The organism is Tolypothrix bouteillei VB521301, assembly GCF_000760695.4.
Classification (GTDB): Bacteria; Cyanobacteriota; Cyanobacteriia; order Cyanobacteriales; family Nostocaceae; genus Scytonema; species Scytonema bouteillei_A.
The window spans coordinates 5,945,715-5,963,068 of sequence record NZ_JHEG04000001.1 but is presented as its reverse complement, the minus strand read 5'-3'; the positions used below and the strand labels follow the sequence as shown (position 1 = coordinate 5,963,068).

General features: G+C 40.3%; 16 protein-coding genes and 2 pseudogenes. 11 read left to right on the top strand and 7 right to left on the bottom strand.

Annotated elements, in window-relative coordinates:
- The first annotated feature begins 195 nt into the window (after positions 1-195).
- The 3 genes from nifD to HC643_RS24050 all read left to right on the top strand — a co-directional run bounded on the left by nifD (position 196) and on the right by HC643_RS24050 (position 2,661).
- Positions 196-1,626, top strand: coding sequence for a nitrogenase molybdenum-iron protein alpha chain (nifD, locus tag HC643_RS24060; protein ID WP_137986109.1), 1,431 nt, complete (start codon positions 196-198; stop codon positions 1,624-1,626).
- 177 nt (positions 1,627-1,803) lie between these two features.
- Entirely contained in the window at positions 1,804-2,388 is a 585-nt protein-coding gene (locus HC643_RS24055; RefSeq protein ID WP_137986110.1) for a GNAT family N-acetyltransferase, read from the top strand.
- Positions 2,389-2,400: 12 nt separating this feature from the next.
- Positions 2,401-2,661: a hypothetical protein gene (locus HC643_RS24050; protein ID WP_038078012.1), complete on the top strand. Its 261-nt coding sequence runs from the start codon at positions 2,401-2,403 to the stop codon at positions 2,659-2,661.
- Between the two features lie 84 nt (positions 2,662-2,745).
- On the opposite strand, the gene HC643_RS24045 is transcribed toward HC643_RS24050, so the two are convergent.
- On the bottom strand, positions 2,746-3,324 hold the full coding sequence (locus HC643_RS24045; RefSeq protein WP_038078019.1) for a hypothetical protein: 579 nt from the start codon (positions 3,322-3,324) through the stop codon (positions 2,746-2,748).
- Positions 3,325-3,451: 127 nt separating this feature from the next.
- Between HC643_RS24045 and HC643_RS24040 the strand changes: the two genes are divergently transcribed.
- A complete protein-coding gene (locus HC643_RS24040) occupies positions 3,452-5,653 on the top strand; it encodes a prolyl oligopeptidase family serine peptidase (protein ID WP_137986111.1) in 2,202 nt (733 codons plus the stop codon).
- A 131-nt stretch (positions 5,654-5,784) separates the two neighbouring features.
- Here the strand turns inward: HC643_RS24040 and HC643_RS24035 are convergent, their stop codons facing one another.
- Entirely contained in the window at positions 5,785-7,203 is a 1,419-nt protein-coding gene (locus tag HC643_RS24035) for a site-specific integrase (protein ID WP_202048650.1), read from the bottom strand.
- A 110-nt stretch (positions 7,204-7,313) separates the two neighbouring features.
- Between HC643_RS24035 and HC643_RS42635 the strand changes: the two are divergent.
- The 6 genes and pseudogenes from HC643_RS42635 to HC643_RS24005 all read left to right on the top strand — a co-directional run.
- Positions 7,314-7,463, top strand: a pseudogene (locus HC643_RS42635) (nitrogenase molybdenum-iron protein subunit alpha); the annotation flags it as partial.
- A gap of 280 nt (positions 7,464-7,743) precedes the next feature.
- Complete coding sequence (gene nifK / locus HC643_RS24025; protein ID WP_038080167.1) at positions 7,744-9,282, top strand: nitrogenase molybdenum-iron protein subunit beta; 1,539 nt, start codon at positions 7,744-7,746, stop codon at positions 9,280-9,282.
- A 185-nt stretch (positions 9,283-9,467) separates the two neighbouring features.
- Positions 9,468-9,794 carry a Mo-dependent nitrogenase C-terminal domain-containing protein gene (locus HC643_RS24020; protein WP_050045216.1) on the top strand — a complete coding sequence of 109 codons (327 nt, stop codon included), beginning with the start codon at positions 9,468-9,470 and terminating at the stop codon, positions 9,792-9,794.
- A 106-nt stretch (positions 9,795-9,900) separates the two neighbouring features.
- Positions 9,901-10,470: pseudogene (locus tag HC643_RS24015) on the top strand (nitrogenase component 1); the annotation flags it as partial.
- A gap of 53 nt (positions 10,471-10,523) precedes the next feature.
- A complete protein-coding gene (gene xisF / locus HC643_RS24010; protein ID WP_038080165.1) occupies positions 10,524-11,921 on the top strand; it encodes a fdxN element excision recombinase XisF in 1,398 nt (465 codons plus the stop codon).
- 57 nt (positions 11,922-11,978) lie between these two features.
- The gene (locus HC643_RS24005; protein ID WP_038080162.1) at positions 11,979-12,428 is read left to right on the top strand and encodes a hypothetical protein; all 450 of its coding nucleotides are present in this window, start codon (positions 11,979-11,981) and stop codon (positions 12,426-12,428) included.
- Positions 12,429-12,608: 180 nt separating this feature from the next.
- On the opposite strand, the gene HC643_RS24000 is transcribed toward HC643_RS24005, so the two are convergent.
- The 5 genes from HC643_RS24000 to HC643_RS23980 all read right to left on the bottom strand — a co-directional run bounded on the left by HC643_RS24000 (position 12,609) and on the right by HC643_RS23980 (position 16,959).
- Positions 12,609-12,875 carry a hypothetical protein gene (locus HC643_RS24000; RefSeq protein ID WP_038080160.1) on the bottom strand — a complete coding sequence of 89 codons (267 nt, stop codon included), beginning with the start codon at positions 12,873-12,875 and terminating at the stop codon, positions 12,609-12,611.
- Between the two features lie 206 nt (positions 12,876-13,081).
- Positions 13,082-13,444: a hypothetical protein gene (locus HC643_RS23995; protein WP_038080158.1), complete on the bottom strand. Its 363-nt coding sequence runs from the start codon at positions 13,442-13,444 to the stop codon at positions 13,082-13,084.
- 135 nt (positions 13,445-13,579) lie between these two features.
- Positions 13,580-15,307, bottom strand: coding sequence for a hypothetical protein (locus tag HC643_RS23990; RefSeq protein WP_050045217.1), 1,728 nt, complete (start codon positions 15,305-15,307; stop codon positions 13,580-13,582).
- A 536-nt stretch (positions 15,308-15,843) separates the two neighbouring features.
- Positions 15,844-16,176, bottom strand: coding sequence for a hypothetical protein (locus HC643_RS23985; protein ID WP_050045218.1), 333 nt, complete (start codon positions 16,174-16,176; stop codon positions 15,844-15,846).
- A gap of 168 nt (positions 16,177-16,344) precedes the next feature.
- Complete coding sequence (locus HC643_RS23980) at positions 16,345-16,959, bottom strand: hypothetical protein (RefSeq protein WP_050045219.1); 615 nt, start codon at positions 16,957-16,959, stop codon at positions 16,345-16,347.
- A 101-nt stretch (positions 16,960-17,060) separates the two neighbouring features.
- On the opposite strand from HC643_RS23980, the gene HC643_RS23975 reads away from it, so the two are divergent.
- Positions 17,061-17,321: a hypothetical protein gene (locus tag HC643_RS23975; RefSeq protein WP_153021550.1), complete on the top strand. Its 261-nt coding sequence runs from the start codon at positions 17,061-17,063 to the stop codon at positions 17,319-17,321.
- Positions 17,322-17,354: the final 33 nt, after the last annotated feature.

Sequence of the window (17,354 nt, the reverse complement as noted above, 5' to 3'; positions counted from 1 at the left end):
AAGTAGGGAATGCTTGTTAGGTGGGCTATCTGCCCACCCGATCCTCAAAGGATAAAGTATGAAGGATAAAGGATAGAGTATGAAGAATAAAGGATGCAAAACTTTTTAGATTTCACACTTCATACTTCATACTTCATAATTCATAATTCATACTTCATACCGCGTCTTACCAGTTACTAAGCCACAGGGAACACCATGACATACACAGAAGGCAAAAATAACCTAGAAAATAAGGTAGAAGAACATAAAGAACTGATTAAAGAAGTTCTTTCTGCTTACCCAGAAAAATCTCGCAAAAAGCGTGAAAAGCACCTGAACGTCCACGAAGACGGCAAATCTGATTGCGGTGTTAAATCCAACATCAAATCAGTTCCCGGTGTAATGACTGCTCGTGGATGTGCTTATGCAGGTTCTAAGGGTGTGGTTTGGGGTCCTATTAAGGACATGATCCACATCAGCCACGGTCCCGTTGGTTGCGGTTACTGGTCTTGGTCTGGTCGTCGTAACTACTATGTTGGTAAGACTGGTGTCGATTCCTTCGGTACCATGCACTTCACCTCCGACTTCCAAGAGCGCGATATCGTATTCGGTGGTGATAAGAAACTTACCAAAATCATTGAGGAAATTGAAGTACTCTTCCCCCTCAACCGTGGTATCTCCGTTCAGTCTGAGTGTCCTATCGGTTTGATCGGAGATGACATCGAAGCTGTTTCTAAGAAAGCTGCTAAACAAATTAACAAGCCAGTCGTACCTGTACGTTGCGAAGGCTTCCGGGGTGTTTCTCAATCTCTCGGACACCACATCGCTAACGATGCTCTCCGCGACCACATGTTCCCCAGATTCGATAAGGCTAAGAAAGAAAATACTCTGTCTATCGAACCCGGTCCTTATGATGTAGCACTTATCGGTGACTATAACATCGGTGGTGATGCTTGGGCTAGCCGCATGATCCTTGAAGAAATGGGCTTGCGCGTTGTTGCTCAGTGGTCTGGTGACGGTACTGTTAACGAGTTGGTTAACGGTCCTGCTTCCAAGCTAGTGCTCATCCACTGCTACCGCTCGATGAACTACATCTGCCGTAGCTTGGAAGAAGCTTATGGTATGCCTTGGATGGAATTTAACTTCTTCGGTCCTACCAAGATTGCTGCATCCATACGCGAAATTGCAGCTCGCTTTGATGAGAAGATCCAAGCAAACGCTGAGAAAGTCATCGCTAAGTATACTACAGTGATGAATGCAGTGCTCGATAAGTACCGTCCTCGCCTCGAAGGCAAGACAGTCATGCTTTACGTTGGTGGCTTGCGCCCCCGTCACGTTGTTCCCGCGTTTGAAGATCTCGGTATCAAAGTTGTTGGTACTGGCTACGAATTCGCTCACAACGACGACTACAAGCGTACCACAAACTATATTGATGGCGCGACCATCATTTATGATGACGTAACAGCTTTCGAGTTTGAAGAGTTCGTCAAGCACATGAAGCCCGATTTAGTTGCTTCTGGTATTAAAGAGAAGTACGTATTCCAGAAGATGGGTCTGCCTTTCCGTCAAATGCACTCCTGGGATTACTCCGATTTGGCGATCGCACCTCAAAGTCAGATGGGAAAATATGTTTTGAAGGAAGAATAAAATCCAGCCTAACTTTAGCCTAAATTAAACTTTTTCAGTATTTTAATGATAATATTTTCTGGATAACCCGGAAGATAAAATGCAAATCCTGTCTACTTTGTAGGAAAAAATTAAATTTTTATTAAAGAAAAACAGTATAAATCAAAACTTTTTGAACTTCTGTTTTATTAGACTAATATGAATATTTTCAACTACATCATTGGCACATCAACAGACTTTCGTATCCAGTTAATTAGATGGAATAACAAATGTAGAGAATACATTAATACCTTTTATAGCGGTGACATACATAGAATATTTGGAACAAGATTTGGAGATTGTGTTGCAAAAGTGGAAGCACTAGCTTTTTCTGGAGCCAATAGTAGTAGTTATCGAGGAGTTACTGACAATTCAGGAATATTACAAGCTGCAGCAATCATATCAATTGAACAAATAGAAATTGAAGCAGAATTAAAACAAGGTATTATAATTGAAAGCTTGACTAATGCTCCCTGGAATGTAATTGAACAACCAGGTCAAGACATCATCTACAAACGTAAAGGCGCTGCTACCTCGCTAATCGAAGGTATCATCGGAGAAAGTCAATCAAGTGGGTTTGGTGGTATTGTAAAAGTACTAACAATTGAAAGAGCTAAGGAGTTCTATCAAAATATTGGATTTCGAGAAACCGATTATTCGAGAGAGTTAATAGTAACCGAATATATAGCCAATACAGTTTTGTCAGAAATAAAACAGCGCCGTCAACTACAACCACTTGATTAACCAGAAACACCAATGACTCATTCTCCCACTCCCGAACAACTCCAACGTTGGGCAAAACTAGATGAATTAGAAGCCACAGCCTTTGCTGGTCGAGAAATTTCCCAACAAGAATTTAGTTTACTAGTACAGTCTGTACTAGATGGTAGCAATTTACTTAAACATCTAGCAGAAATTAAAGAACGCCGACAACAATTAATGAAAGAAGTAGCCGAACTTGAAGAGTATGAACGATGGTTGGAAAACCATATTCAAGAAACTTTAGGAGAGCGATAATGACGAGCTATATGAATTTTACAATCCAAACCCAACTGAAATTGAACAAGAAGTTGTCGATCCATTGCTAGATCGCTGGGAAACTTAATCTGGAAAAGCCACACCAGTCAATGGATCGCGAATATATAACCCTAGAGTGAGACTACGCATCACTTCATCCCAAACAGGTGTTAGCTGTTCTGCTTGGTCTACCCAATAATCAAACGTAATCAAGCACTGAATGTTCGATCCCAAACCAATGCAAGTCCGCGAGAAAGCTTCCCTTGGTTCCGCCTGGGTGTCGATGAACTTAATCTCTGTCCAGACAATCTTGGCAGTTTGGCGCTTGACGGTAATTATTTCTCCCTTGGCAATGACATTGCGAGTTTCATTTTCTACAACTTTCTTCAGAGTCGATTTTAGTGGAAACAGACTCCAGTCGTGGGGTGGTAGGCGATTGAAAGAGACTTCCAGACAACAATCCTCATCGGGTGGTTTTTTATCAAAGAACTTAAATGATTTTTCTTGTGGCTCAAAAGCCCAATCCTGCGGTACATTGAAACGAACTGCTCCCCGATCTGCCACAAAGATTTTGTAACCTGGTGGACCTTCCCAGTGATGATCTGGTTTTAGTTCAAGCGTTTGTTTCATCCACTCTAGGTTGTTTTTTTTACGCTTTGCCATAATGCTTTTACCATTCTGGTACTTTAATCGCCCACTTTGTTAATAGTATCAATTTCTTATAAACCCAACAATAAGAATTTTCTGCTTCTTAAACTGTTCGATTGGGGTTGTAAAGATCGGACTCAGCGTGCGTCGGTTATTTGAGATACATTTAACTCAGATCGCATCTTCTGAAGAAACACAAGATATGACTGAAAAACTCAAGCCACCCGTTGCGCCAGTTACACCTGTCACAGACGACTACTTCGGCACAAAGGTAACGGACAATTACCGTTACATGGAAAACTTCAAAGATGAAGAGGTACAGAAGTGGGTAAAAGCGCAAGCTGATTTTACAAGCCACAGCCTTGCAGAACTACCCGAGCGCGATGCCTTTCTCACTCGCATGATAGAATTAGACGCTTCCATTGTGTCCAAGGTGAACTGTGTTTTGCGGGTTGTCAACGGCAAAGTTTTTTACCTTAAATGTGGAGCGCAAGACGATGTGTGGAAGTTATATATGCATAGCAGCACAGACGGTGACGAAATTCTTTTGGTCGATCCTGACAAATTTATTAGAGAAACAGGTAAGCCACACGCAATTAATCGCTTCATGCCATCGTGGGATGGTAGATATGTCATTTATGGGATTGCAGCTAGCGGCTCGGAAGAGACTTCGCTGTACACAATTGATACCGCAACCTTAGAAGATGTAGATCGACCAATATCTCGGATACATTGGATTGGGACTTGGTTACCCGATTGTCAGTCATTCTTCTACACTCGTTACCAGGAGATGAAAGAAGGTATGGCAGTCACTGAAAAGTATCAAATGAGCAAAGTCTATTTGCACAGGCTTGGCACTGATATCACAGAAGATAAAGTTATACTCGGACATGAAATCTCCCCAAGCGTGAGTGTTTCGCCCGTAGCATCTCCATTTATCGTTACTGTCCCCAATTCTGACTACCTATTTGCAGTCGTTCTTTACGGTACGCAGAAAGAAATCGACCTTTATGTTGCTACTCTTGATTCATTTCATCGTGGCGCACCGGAGTGGAAGAAGGTTTGTGACATATCAGATGAAGTCCTCATCTTTGAGGTGCATGGAGAAGAGTTATACTTGGTCACACATAAAAATGCACCTCGTTACAAGATTGTCAAAACTTCATTAGAAAACCCCGAGCTTTCAAAAGCTGAACTTGTCTTAGCGCAAAGTGATAGAACCGCAAACAACATATTTGCAGCTACTGATGCACTCTACGTACTGATGGATGGTGGTGGAAGCGATAAAGTGATTCGCATTCCTTACGGTGGTACAGCGACAGAACTAGAACTTCCTTTTGATGGAACGGTGGATTTTTTTGGCAATGACGCAAGATTGTCAAAAAATGATTCTAGAGTAGATGGGATTCTGTTAACAATGGCTTCTTGGACGAGATCTAACAGCATCTACGAATACAATCCGAAAACAAAAACGTTTGTGGAGATTCTTCTACAACCAAAAGGGAAATATGATGCACCGGATGATTTAATTGTTGAAGAAGTTGAAGTGCGATCGCATGATGGGACATGGGTGCCAATGTCAATTATCTACAAAAAAGGAATTAAGCTTGATGGCTCAAATCCTTGTTGGCTAAATGGTTATGGAGCTTATGGGTTTTCTCTCTATCTACCCTATCAACATCAAGATTATGCATGGTACGAGAAAGGCGGAATTGCCGCATTTGCCCATGTGCGCGGTGGTGGTGAAAAAGGGGAAGAGTGGTATCGGGCTGGATTTCAACAAACCAAACCGAATACTTGGAAAGATTTGATTGCTTGTGCTGAGTATCTCATCGAAAATAACTACACTTCGCGTTTTAAGCTAGCAGTTGAAGGATTCAGCGCAGGTGGTATTGCGATCGGTAGAGCCATCACCGAGCGTCCCGACTTGTTTGCTGTGGCAATACTACGAGTCGGTGCTTTAAATCCAGTACGTTTTGAAACCACTCCCAACGGAGTCAACAACATTCGTGAATTTGGAAGTTGTAAGAGTCTCGCTGGATTCAAAGCTCTTTATGAAATGGACGCTTTTTTGCATATTGAAGATGGCATTCATTATCCAGCAATGATGATTATACACGGCATGACTGACACGCGCTGCGAACCTTGGCAATCAACCAAATTTGCAGCACGCGTTCAAGCGGCGTCAGCCAGTGGCAAACCTGTTTTACTCCGCATTGACTGTGAAGCGGGACATGGTGTTGGATCGACCAAAATGCAACGTTTCCAAGAAAGATCTGACATTTTTGCTTTCATGATGTGGCAATTTCGCACAGAGGGTAAAGAGTCGCAACAAACACAATAAGCGCTCAAGTTGCAGGTTTTGCTATTTTGAATTTTAGATGAGTGGATTTTGCACAATAACGAATATTGCGAATAGCGATCGCAAGGAAACACATGAAGTTATTTTTGCAATCATCAATGTTGCTTTGTGTTTCAACTCCGCTTATAAAGCAACTCCATTTTCAACTTTTCAATCTCTAGCTTTAACTTCTCATTTTCCATCCTCAACTTAGCATTTTCCTCCCGAATAAACTCCAGTTCATTTCTCTTACTCAACGCTTGATTAATCGCTAACTTCCTCATATCCAACGAGAACCAACGCTGATAAGTTTGAGTATGAACTTGCACGCTATGACCTAAATTATCCGCCGCTGCTTTAATTGGGATTCCCAGAATATGCGCCCGAATCGCCCAAGCATGACGTAAATCGTAGGGCTTAAAATCCAATCCTATTTTACGAAACCACCAACTTACTCTTTGAGTTAATGCGGTTGTCTCTGCGTAATTATTCTTATCTTTCTTGCTAATAGCCGTTGCCAACATCTCTACATATTTTGGGTTTCTTAAATCAAAGTCTTCAATCCATTGTTTGTGTAATGGCAATGCTTGTCTCTCTCCCGTTTTACAATCTTTATGAACTTTCCATGTCAAGTCTAGGTTTTCTTGACTTAACCACCAATCAATATCGGGATTTGTAAAAAGTTCTCTCGGTCGCAAACCAAAAACCGCTAGCATTCCATAAGTCCAGCGCCAAAGTTGCCAGCTATCTTTGACATCTTGGTTGACTTGATTTCCCCTATTCTTTAAGTAATCTTCAAATTTTAAAATTCCCATACATATTTCTTCATCTGAAGGTATCTTACGGGAATTACACTCAGGTATTTTGGAATATTTCGATAAATCAATGTCAATTTTAAAAGTTAGACAAAAAGCTGAGATCGCACGAACTGCATTATATCTTGCCCATTCTTTATCAATTTTTTCAACGGATGCTACCAAATTTTCTGGAGAAGCTAAATCCAAAGGATTTGTAAATCGTTTTGTTCGAGAAAAGTAATAAAAAAAAGTATGTTCGCTTTTTGTTGTTCGTTTGTGTGTTTTAAAATACTCCTCTTCAAATTTTTCCAGTAATTCTCCTATTGTCTTGAAACTTTTCTTAATAGCTTCATTTCCTAAATATTTATCAGTCCATTGAAAGCTATGCCTTGCAATTAACTTCCCTAATTCGTATGCTTCTTCCTCAGCAGTTTTCAACCCATCTAAGTTAGCTGGAATATTTAAACTGAGATTGTATTGCTTTCTTCCGGTTCCCTTTGTATCTTTATCTCCCGGTTTAATTGGTAACGTAGCACGTAACTGCAAGCTTCCGTTTGATTCCCGAATTGTCACCTTTGTCTTTGCCAACTTCAAACGCTGATTAACTTTCTCTAATTCCAGTAATACTTTATTTTGCATATGCTCTCTTTGTTGCTGTGCTTGCAGACTTGAGCCAAGAAAACTACCATCAGTCGATGAAATTGGCTCTAAGTCTTCAAAAGCTTGCTGATATTTGTCAATACCCTGTTTTTCCATTTGGGTGTCTTTAGCCTAAATTTAGTCTAAAAATAAATGTGTTACCCGCAAACACTGTTTAGCTTTGACATTGCTTGCAGCAAACATTACACAGCTAAAATATATTAAAGCATAAACAGAATTACTCCGGTCCTTATCACGGTTATGACGGTTTCGCAGTTTTTGCTCGTGATATGGATTTAGCTCTCAACAGCCCCACTTGGGATATTATTCCAACTCCTTGGAAAAAAGAAACTGCTAAAGCTAAAGTTAGCGCTTAATTTCTAGAGCGATCGGTTACCAAGTTAACAGCTTGGTAACCAAAGATGAGGCGGAGCCTCAACTAATAAATTCCCAGGCTGAGCTTGGGAACAAGGGTAAAGATGAGGTAACAGCCCTTCTTTCACTAAGTATTCTCAGGTAGTACCTGACTGGGGGATAGGGAGTAGGGAGACAAGGAAGACAAGGGGGAAGAACTCATACCTCAATCCCCAATCCTAATCCCCAACCCCCAATCCTCAACCCCTAAAACATATAACCCAGCAAGCTTGGAGAACATCAATGCCTCAGAATCCAGAACAAATTAAAGACCACGCAGAGCTGTTCCAACAACCAGAATACCAAGAGTTATTCAAGAACAAAAGAGAACAGTTTGAAGGCGGACACAGCGACGAAGAAGTAGAACGGGTTTCTGAGTGGACAAAAAGCTGGGAGTACCGTGAAAAGAACTTTGCTCGTGAAGCGTTAACAGTTAACCCTGCAAAAGGTTGCCAACCCTTAGGAGCTATTTTTGCTGCTGCTGGTTTTGAAGGTACTTTACCTTTTGTACAAGGTTCTCAAGGTTGCGTTGCTTATTTCCGTACTCACCTCAGCCGTCATTACAAAGAGCCGTTCTCCGCCGTTTCTTCTTCTATGACAGAAGATGCTGCAGTATTCGGTGGTTTAAACAACATGATTGAAGGTTTGCAAGTTGCTTACCAACTTTACAAGCCAAAAATGATTGCTGTCAGCACCACTTGTATGGCAGAAGTTATCGGTGATGACTTGGGCGCGTTCATTGGTAATGCTAAGAATGCAGATGCAATTCCCCAGGATTTCCCCGTACCTTTTGCTCACACTCCTAGCTTCGTTGGTTCTCACATCACTGGCTACGACAACATGATGAAGGGAATTCTGTCTAATTTGACAGAAGGTAAGAAGAAAAATACCACCAACGGCAAGCTGAACTTTGTTCCTGGATTTGATACCTACACTGGTAACAACCGCGAAATCAAGCGGATTCTGGGCTTGATGGGAATTGACCATACTATCCTGGCTGATAACAGCGATTATTTGGATTCACCAAACAACGGTGAGTACAATATGTACCCAGGTGGTACCAAGCTAGAAGATGCGGCTGATTCCATTAATGCAAATGGAACCGTGTTCTTACAAGGATACTCCACTCAAAAGACACAAGAGTATGTCAAAGAAAAGTGGGGTCAACAAACCAAGGTATTGCGTCCTTGGGGCGTTAAAGGCACTGATGAATTCTTAATGACACTGTCAGAATTAACTGGTAAGCCTATCCCTGAAGAATTAGAAATCGAACGGGGACGCTTGGTAGATGCCATGACAGACTCCTATGCTTGGATTCATGGCAAGAAGTTCGCAATTTACGGCGATCCAGATTTAATCATTAGTGTAGTTAGCTTCTTGTTGGAGTTAGGTGCTGAACCAGTACACATCCTCTGCAACAATGGCGATAACGAATTCAAGAAAGAAATGGAAGCAATCCTCAGCGCTAGCCCCTTCGGTAAGCAAGCTACTGTTTGGATTCAAAAAGACTTGTGGCATCTACGCAGTCTCTTGTTCACTGAACCTGTAGACTTCTTCGTAGGTAACTCCTACGGTAAGTACCTGTGGCGCGATACCAAGATCCCAATGGTACGGATTGGTTATCCTCTCTTCGATCGCCACCACTTGCACCGCTACCCAACTGTTGGTTACCAAGGTGGTTTAAACCTACTCAACTGGGTTGTTAACACACTTCTGGATGAGTTGGATCGCAACACCAACATTACTGGTAAGACCGATATCTCCTTCGACTTGATTCGCTAGGAATTGCGTTAGCCTGCGACGTGCCAAGAAAGGAAAAGGAAAAGATTAATGGTTAGTGGTTAGCAGTCAGTAGTTAGTCGTTAGTAGTTGATTAAATTCTCTAATAACCACTAACCACTAACTACGAACAATCCCCAATCACTTTTCTTTTTCCTTTTTCTTTTACATTTTTACCATCATCTATTATGGAAACTGTAAATCACACCCACACTCATCCAAACTATCATCCACCAAACAACAAAAAATCTGGCTCCTTTGATATTTTATATCCTTTGCGCCGTTTGGTAGATAAAATTCAAATTAGAAATGCTCGCCTCGCTCATCTTCTTTGTCAACTGATTCCTTGCTGTTGTCCGTTTGAGCGAGATATTAAATTATTTGGACGTACTTTCCACATTCCGCCGCTTTGTAAACTCAATCCTTTGTATGACGAGTTTGTTGCTTTGCGTTTCCGTGCTTTATCTTATTTAGCTGATGAATGTGGAGAAGATATTACGAAATATATTTGCTAATGGCTAATAGCTAATTGCTAATCGTGCGTTACTATTAACCATTAGCCATTAGCCATCAGCCATTAGCTATTAGACACTATCCATCCTATCCTGCGCGAGGAATCAAATGAAAATTAACCAAAGTAAAATTAACGAGTTGCTAACTCAGCCCGGTTGCGAACACAATAAAAACAAGCATGGAGACAAGAAAAACAAGTCTTGTTCGCAATTACCCAAACCGGGTGCTGCTCAAGGGGGTTGTGCTTTTGATGGTGCTATGATTGCTCTAGTACCTATTACCGATGCCGCTCATTTAGTTCACGGACCGATCGCTTGTTCTGGTAATTCTTGGGGAAGTCGCGGTAGTTTTTCTTCCGGTCCAATGCTGTACAGGACTGGCTTTACCACCGATATGGATGAAACTGATGTCATCTTTGGTGGAGGGAAAAAGTTATATAAAGCTATTTTGGAAATTGAAAAGCGCTACCATCCTGCTGCTATCTTTGTTTACTCTACCTGTGTCACCGCTCTCATTGGTGAAGATTTAGATGCAGTGTGTAAAACGGCTGGAGAGAAAATCAACACCCCTGTTATCCCCGTTAATGCTCCAGGTTTCATTGGTAGCAAGAATTTTGGCAACCGCCTTGCAGGTGAAGCTCTATTAGATTATGTAGTAGGTACACGTGAACCCAACCACTTACAACAACACCTTTTGTGATATTATTTTGGGATTGATTTGAACAAATTCTCATGAGAGTTTACGGTTACGCCCGCGTGAGCACCCAAGAACAAGCAGAGGAGTTTGACGCACTCAATCAGCAAATAGCCAGATTAAAAGCAGCGGGTGCAATGGAAGTTTTGATTGATATTGAGTCGGGACGCAACGATGCTAGAAAACAATTTAATGAGTTGCTGAAGTTGGTACAACAAAACCAAGTTGACGAAATTATCATAACTCGTGTCGATCGCTTGGGTAGAAGTGTGATTACTATTCACAAGACAATCGACATTTTTGTCAGGCATAATGTCAATCTACGGGTACTCGATGCACCTGTCGATCCAAACAGCCCCTTTGGATGGTTTAGTATTAACCAGATGTCCGGGCTTGCTGAGTTTGAATCAAGGCTATTATCCCAACGGGTTAAACAAGGAAACGAGTATTTTCGGCAGCAATTAAAGTTTTGCGTTCCTCCATTTGGATATGCCAAAGATGAAAATCAGCGTTTAACCCCTAATAAAAATATTCACGAAAAATCTGGAAAAACCTATTTTGAACTAGCAAAAATTATTATAGAGCTAATTTTGGAAATGCGATCGCTAAAAGATGTATGTAATTACATTTATAATGAATACGAAATAGTTTTTACTGTTGCAGGCTTGCGAGATTGGGTAAAAAACCTTGCTTTACAAGGACATACAGCTTATTTCATAAAAAAGAAAAAAGGTATTAATCGAGAACCAATAATCAATTTTAATACTCACGAAGCCCTGATTACTTCAGCCACTGTAGACGCAATTCAACAAAAATTGTCGGCAAATAGGAGGTATCGGAGTTCGACAAAATCAACACGTGGCGACTATCCGCTTGCAGGCTTAATTAAGTGCAGCCATTGTGAAGGAGGTATGTATCGTAACTTTTCCCGACATAAAACGAGAACTGAGTATATGCGCTGCGTGAATTACAATAAACCGGGAAAATATCACTGCAAAAATTCAAAATGTACTCGATTGCGGGAAATTATAGCGAAGACGATCGCAGCTTTATGCGAATATGCACCCAAATTAATCGAGCATTTAGAAAATCAATCAGCGACAACACAAGTCATTCATACCAAGCAAATAGAAAAGTTAACCAATGAATTGTCGGTTTTGCGAGGGCTGCGGAGTTCTAACCCAGACATAATTCAAGCGATCGCAAAAATAGAAGCGACTATTAGTACCCTATCAACCCCAAGTAGAATAGTCGATCCGGATACTTTTGAGAATGCTAAGAGGAAAATCGTCATTGCGTCTCAAGCTAAGTTCTGGGAATCATTGGATGACGCGGTATTGCGAGCTGCACTAGCTGAATTTGTCGAGAAAGTTGAAATAGATTCAGAAGGGGTTGTAACTCCTAGTTTTAAATTGCCATCCGCGATTCATTTCTAGATATGGTTTGACTGTCACGCGAACCAATCATAAAGTTATAGAAATAGTAAAACAATTATGAGCAGCAAAAAAATATTAGATTCCGATATAATATCTTCTATTTTTGTTCGGAAGAAAATCAATAGCAAAGTTATTATGTCCTTCAAAAGTTTTCCGAATGAAACAAAAAATTATGTGCTGCATGAAGTGGCTTTAGAAACGGACGAAAAACCATCTATATTAAATTTTCTAAGCGTCCATCATTGGTGCTTAATTACAAACAAAAGATTCGTCTGGGAAGTTAATCAAAAGCGGAATAGTTTATATTACGAAATAATGAAAAGCGCAGATATTAATAAAGAAGAAATGTTTCGCATAGGAGCATCATTTAAAAGCCAAACTCAAGAAATAAATATAAAAATAAAATCCGGAGAGAGTATCCTTGTTGATATAGGTGAAGCAGGTGCAAGTTTATTTGCTGTATTAAATGTCTTAAGCTGGGTTATTGCTAAAAACAAAGATTCTTAGCTCGACTTTATCCATTTTTCTGCAAAACCAAAATGTAGACTAAAACTTTTATGAAGTGTCACCCGGATGAACAGCCCTTCAGTTATGAAGGATTTAAGGGAGTAGTACCCTATCAATCCCCGCTCGGATTGTAGATAGGGATACCTTTGAAAATGCCAAGAGGACAACAGCTATTGCTTATTAAGCTACATTTTGGGAGTCATTAGATGACTCGGAACTGCGATCGGTACTAGCTGAGTTTGTAGAGGAAGTTGAAGTAGATTCAGAAGAGGTTGTAACTTCCAATTTTAAATTGCTATTAAGTCTATCCTCTATACATCCATAGGTTTTGATGAATTCTTTAGGAGACATATCACCAATCTTCAAATTTCCATAGTATCTTTCATAAGCTTCGAGTAACCTGTCATTAAGCATTTTTAGAACTTTTTGAGAACGATCTGAAGCCATAAAACATTCTGTAGCGATGTTTTTAGCTTATTTATTGGTTGAAACTTTTCTGTTAACAGCGAACGAATAAACATCATACTCATAGTAAGCACATCTCAAATGCTAGCCCTGTCATGGCTATGATTCGGCAACAATAGCTTATTAGTATCAAGAAACAAGACCGAAACTATTTGTTGTTTGCAGTATACCAGAAATGTAGGTCGTACTCATTTCCCTTGAACTTCCTTGAGCTTTAAGAATGCTCTAGCCTTAGCCATTCTCACAATATGTTCCAGGTACTGATACCCTTGCCATAACTGTTCTTCTGTAGATGTCAAACCTACAGTATGATTTTTCTCCAGCAGAGCAGAAATCTGAGCTTGTAGGGTTTTAGAAGGACGTAAGGCAATAATGGCTTCTGGAGTGGGGAGACTGGCTAGAAATTCCAGTACTTCAGCTACACCAGAAAATTCACTCTGACCACTCGCATTAAGTTCTCGCAATCCCAACTCTAAAATTTGTGGCAGTTTGTCTTCAAGTGGACGCAACCGGGCAACAAAATCATCAGGCAAATCGAAGGTAACTTGCATAGTTGTAAGCTGGGATTTCAGACCGATAATGTAGCGAATGTACGCTATGCTGATTCTAACTCATCCAGCATAAGCGCTCTCATTTTAACATTCTAGCTTCGATGGAAATTGCGAGGCTTAGTTACTGACTCTAGTTCAAGATAAATTCTGAGTTGTCACACATTTTGCCTGGAGTACAATCAATGTTTCAGTCTCTTCTACAGAACAACGCTTCAGCGTGCTGAGTATAGCTGGGGTATTTCCCTGCTCTAGTGTAGCTAAAATATCTTTTGCTATGAACTGCCATTGTTTCAGCCAAGGATTTGTTTTGATGTATTCAGGTGTAAATGCTGTGCGATCTAGCAGGAAAAAATCTACCCCATACTTTTGAATAAAATTTTGAACTTCTACCAAATTTTGAGTATATTGAGCGCGAATGAGATCGGTCGCTCGTTGTCTAATTTTGCTGGCATATATCGTATGGTAAGGAACTGCATATTCCCAACCAACCAAGATAGATCGATGAGAAAATGTTGGCAGATTGTCTGTTTCAGGTGATAACCCAGCAATGAGAATATCTTTCGGGGTTTTCCGAAAAAACTCATATATGACTGGTGCTTCACCTTTGATGTAATTGCTGTTTGGAAAGTGTGACAATAATAGAGGATAAAACACAAGGGTAGTTCCTAATAAGACTGTTAACCCGAAGGCTAAAAACTGTCGATGCTCTGGAACGTGAGCGGACTTCTTGCTCGTGCGAAAAACTGCATCTAGTATCGCTGCGATCGCGATTCCGGCAGCTAGAATGATGACAAACTTGAGTGTATATCGCGTATAACGGGCGGGCGCAAATAGCTTGTAAAGCGTAAAATGAGCAGCAAAAAACATCCCTACAGATACCAGTGCAATCTTTGGTAAAAGTCTAATATTGCTGGTTACTCGTTTAACTAAAGGAAAGCGTTCGGGATGGCGCAGCAGTATTGGTAATAAAAAACCAATTGAGGATAGTGGATGTTCTAATACATTTGCCAGAAGACCGCTGTGCTGTCCCAATAGCCAAAACTGGACGAGATTGTTATCAAAAAAGGGTATCCGTCCTGTTTCAGAAAATTCTGGTAATGCTCTAACTGCATTTGGTGCAACTACAGAACCATATTCGGAAGAACTTAAGGCATAAGGTAGCATCATAATCAAGGCAAGCCCTAGCCCAGTCATGCTAAATATGTAATCTCGGCGATTCCGGGATAAACGGGGGAGCTTGTCTTGCCAATGCCATAACCTCAAGATTAAGATTCCAGATAAGATAAACAATAATGGTGGGTAAAACAATCCAGATAGTGCGATCGCGCCCAGACATAGAAGTGCATTACCTCGCAGTAAATAGTACACAAACGCTAGAAACAGCAAGTAAATAAAAGATCTAGGCGTAGCCGAGACTAAATCATCTCTCATTACCAGATTTTGACTAAACAGCAGTGTAGTCAGAAATCCTACGGCTGGCACTGGTAATATCTGCATAGAAACGGCAAAACAGTAGCTAGTTGTCGGCAAAAGCAACAAGAGTGGCAGGATTTTGCTTGAGTAAAGTGGATCGATACTCACAGATGCTATGAGTCGATAAAGAGCAGCATATCCAAATGGTGTGACGGATTGAAAATAATCGGCAAGCAAATCATTTGGCAGAAAGTCTGATTCTAAAAATCTTTGCATCCAAGATACATATACCCGCGCATCATCTTGTACTACGTAGGCACTACTGAATGCCTGCTTTAGCTCTAAAAGACTATAAATAATTGCAAAAATCAGACTTAAACCGAACCAAAATATAATTTGAGATTTATGCCTTTTGGTAGTTAAAAAAGTTCGCAGGCGTGTGATTGACATATTTACAGCGAGGGTATACTACTAGTTCTTTGTTTTTTATGGCTCTTATACTTATATACTTAAGAAGCCGTTTGACTACTAATAATCTGCAAATACACCCAAAATTTGTTATTCAATGCTAGGTTAATGCCAATTTTTTTTCAAGATGAAGCGCAAGAATAAATAAGATTAAAAGGTTTTTATAATGTGATATTGGCAACACTTGATTTTATGGTCAATGAATGACAAACTTTTTTCTCAAAGGCGATCCAATTAAAGACTACGTAAAATCAAGTGTTATAAATTGCTTTATATATAATTAAAATTTATATTTTTTTGAATGAGGATACATATGTGAAATGTTTTCACATATTTTTGAAAATCAATCGAGAAACAATTAATAATACAGAAGTTGAAACCTCAATTATTGCATTAAAAATTTAGGTTTTGATACTTTGCCTTTTAGTACAAAACTTGAAAATAATGCTTTAGAAGATGAACATATATAAATAGTTTTAATGTTTCTTTCACATATTCCAAGAAATGGCGATAGTGTTCTAAGGTATCCATTGCACAATCCTCGCTTCTTCCTCATTAATTTTCTTCGGGGACCTTTGTCCGTTATTAATATTGAATTGACTGAAGCTGTGAAAGAGATTGTCTCCTCGTCTAGCACCACCTTCAATGCGATCTCCATTTGCTCCGTTGATGAAAATATTGGGTCTGATGAAAGAACTTTCTGCTCCTAATGTGTTATCCGGGGTAATCTGAGCGCAAACGGATGTGCCTGACAGTGTTAATGTGCTACAAAACAGCAACAATTGTAACCAGTTCTGCTTTCTCAAATTACAATTGTTGCGGTCTTCTAATTGCTGGTTTTGGAGATGCATGGGTGTAAATTGGACTGGGAGCGTTCGCGCTCGGTTATGATAACTTACTCAAGGCAACAAGCAATTATGCTGAAGTAGATGCAAATTTTAGGTATCGAATTAATCAAATAACAAAACTTTAGCGGGATTTTGGAGAGATAGACATAAAGATAATATGAAACTCATTTTTTACCTTAAGTTTGTTTTAAACTTATTTCGGTCAAGCGCAAAGTTGCCATCCACAAAGGCTTGAACCTCAGTACCTGCTTCATAAGTTCTATTCTTACCTTTAAATAATAAAGCCAACGGAGTTAGTACTGCGGCTGCTGCAATGACTCCTCCAGATGTCCCACCACCGCTTTTTTGCTCTGCTCGAATAGAAATGCGTTCGCCACTGACTAAAGTGACTTCTTTGAGCGCTACATTCAGCTTTCCTTTTCGACCCAACATTCCAGAGCGTCTTGCTCTTGTGACTATACCCTTTGCGATCGCGCCTTTTGCAATGACGACTGCATTACCCACCAAAACATTTTCAGACACTTCAAACTCTACCGTATCGTTTTCTTTAGCCGTTTTAGAAGAAATTGTTTGCTTAAATTTTACTTTGACAGGCGTACCATCTGCTAAACCAAACCCAAGGGCTGGCGTGGGGGATTGAATTGTAGAGTTAGGGGGAAGGGGTGCTTGTACCGCTTGACTTACTCGAACACTCGGTTTGGGGAGCGCCATGACTGGCAGATGTACCAGTGTCAAAATTTCTACACTAGCAAATAGCGTGGAAGCAGCAATCAAAGCTTTTTTCATGAGTACTTACCTGAGTTAGAATTGCGAATTGTCAAAGGAGTTACACTGGTGTGTATTTCTGGCGCTGCCTGACCTATGCAGGTATTGCTTAGAATATAAAGTTGAAAGTAAAAGTTCGTCGTTGTCTTTTCTTGCACGATCAAATGCTCGATCGCGCAGACTCAGTTGCAAAAAACTGTATTGACAAAAGTCTTATGCTAAGGAGCGTGAATGTGAAAGCATTTGCAGGCTCTCTTTTATGCAAGCGATACGGAATATTCATGCTTTACTTCCAGAAGTTGACGACTGCACCCGACACTGCAATTCACTCCATCACCGCAAGCAATGCAATCGGTGAAGTCTTTTTGTTGCGTGGATTTTAGCTAATGTTATGCCGGAGTACATTATAGGGTATT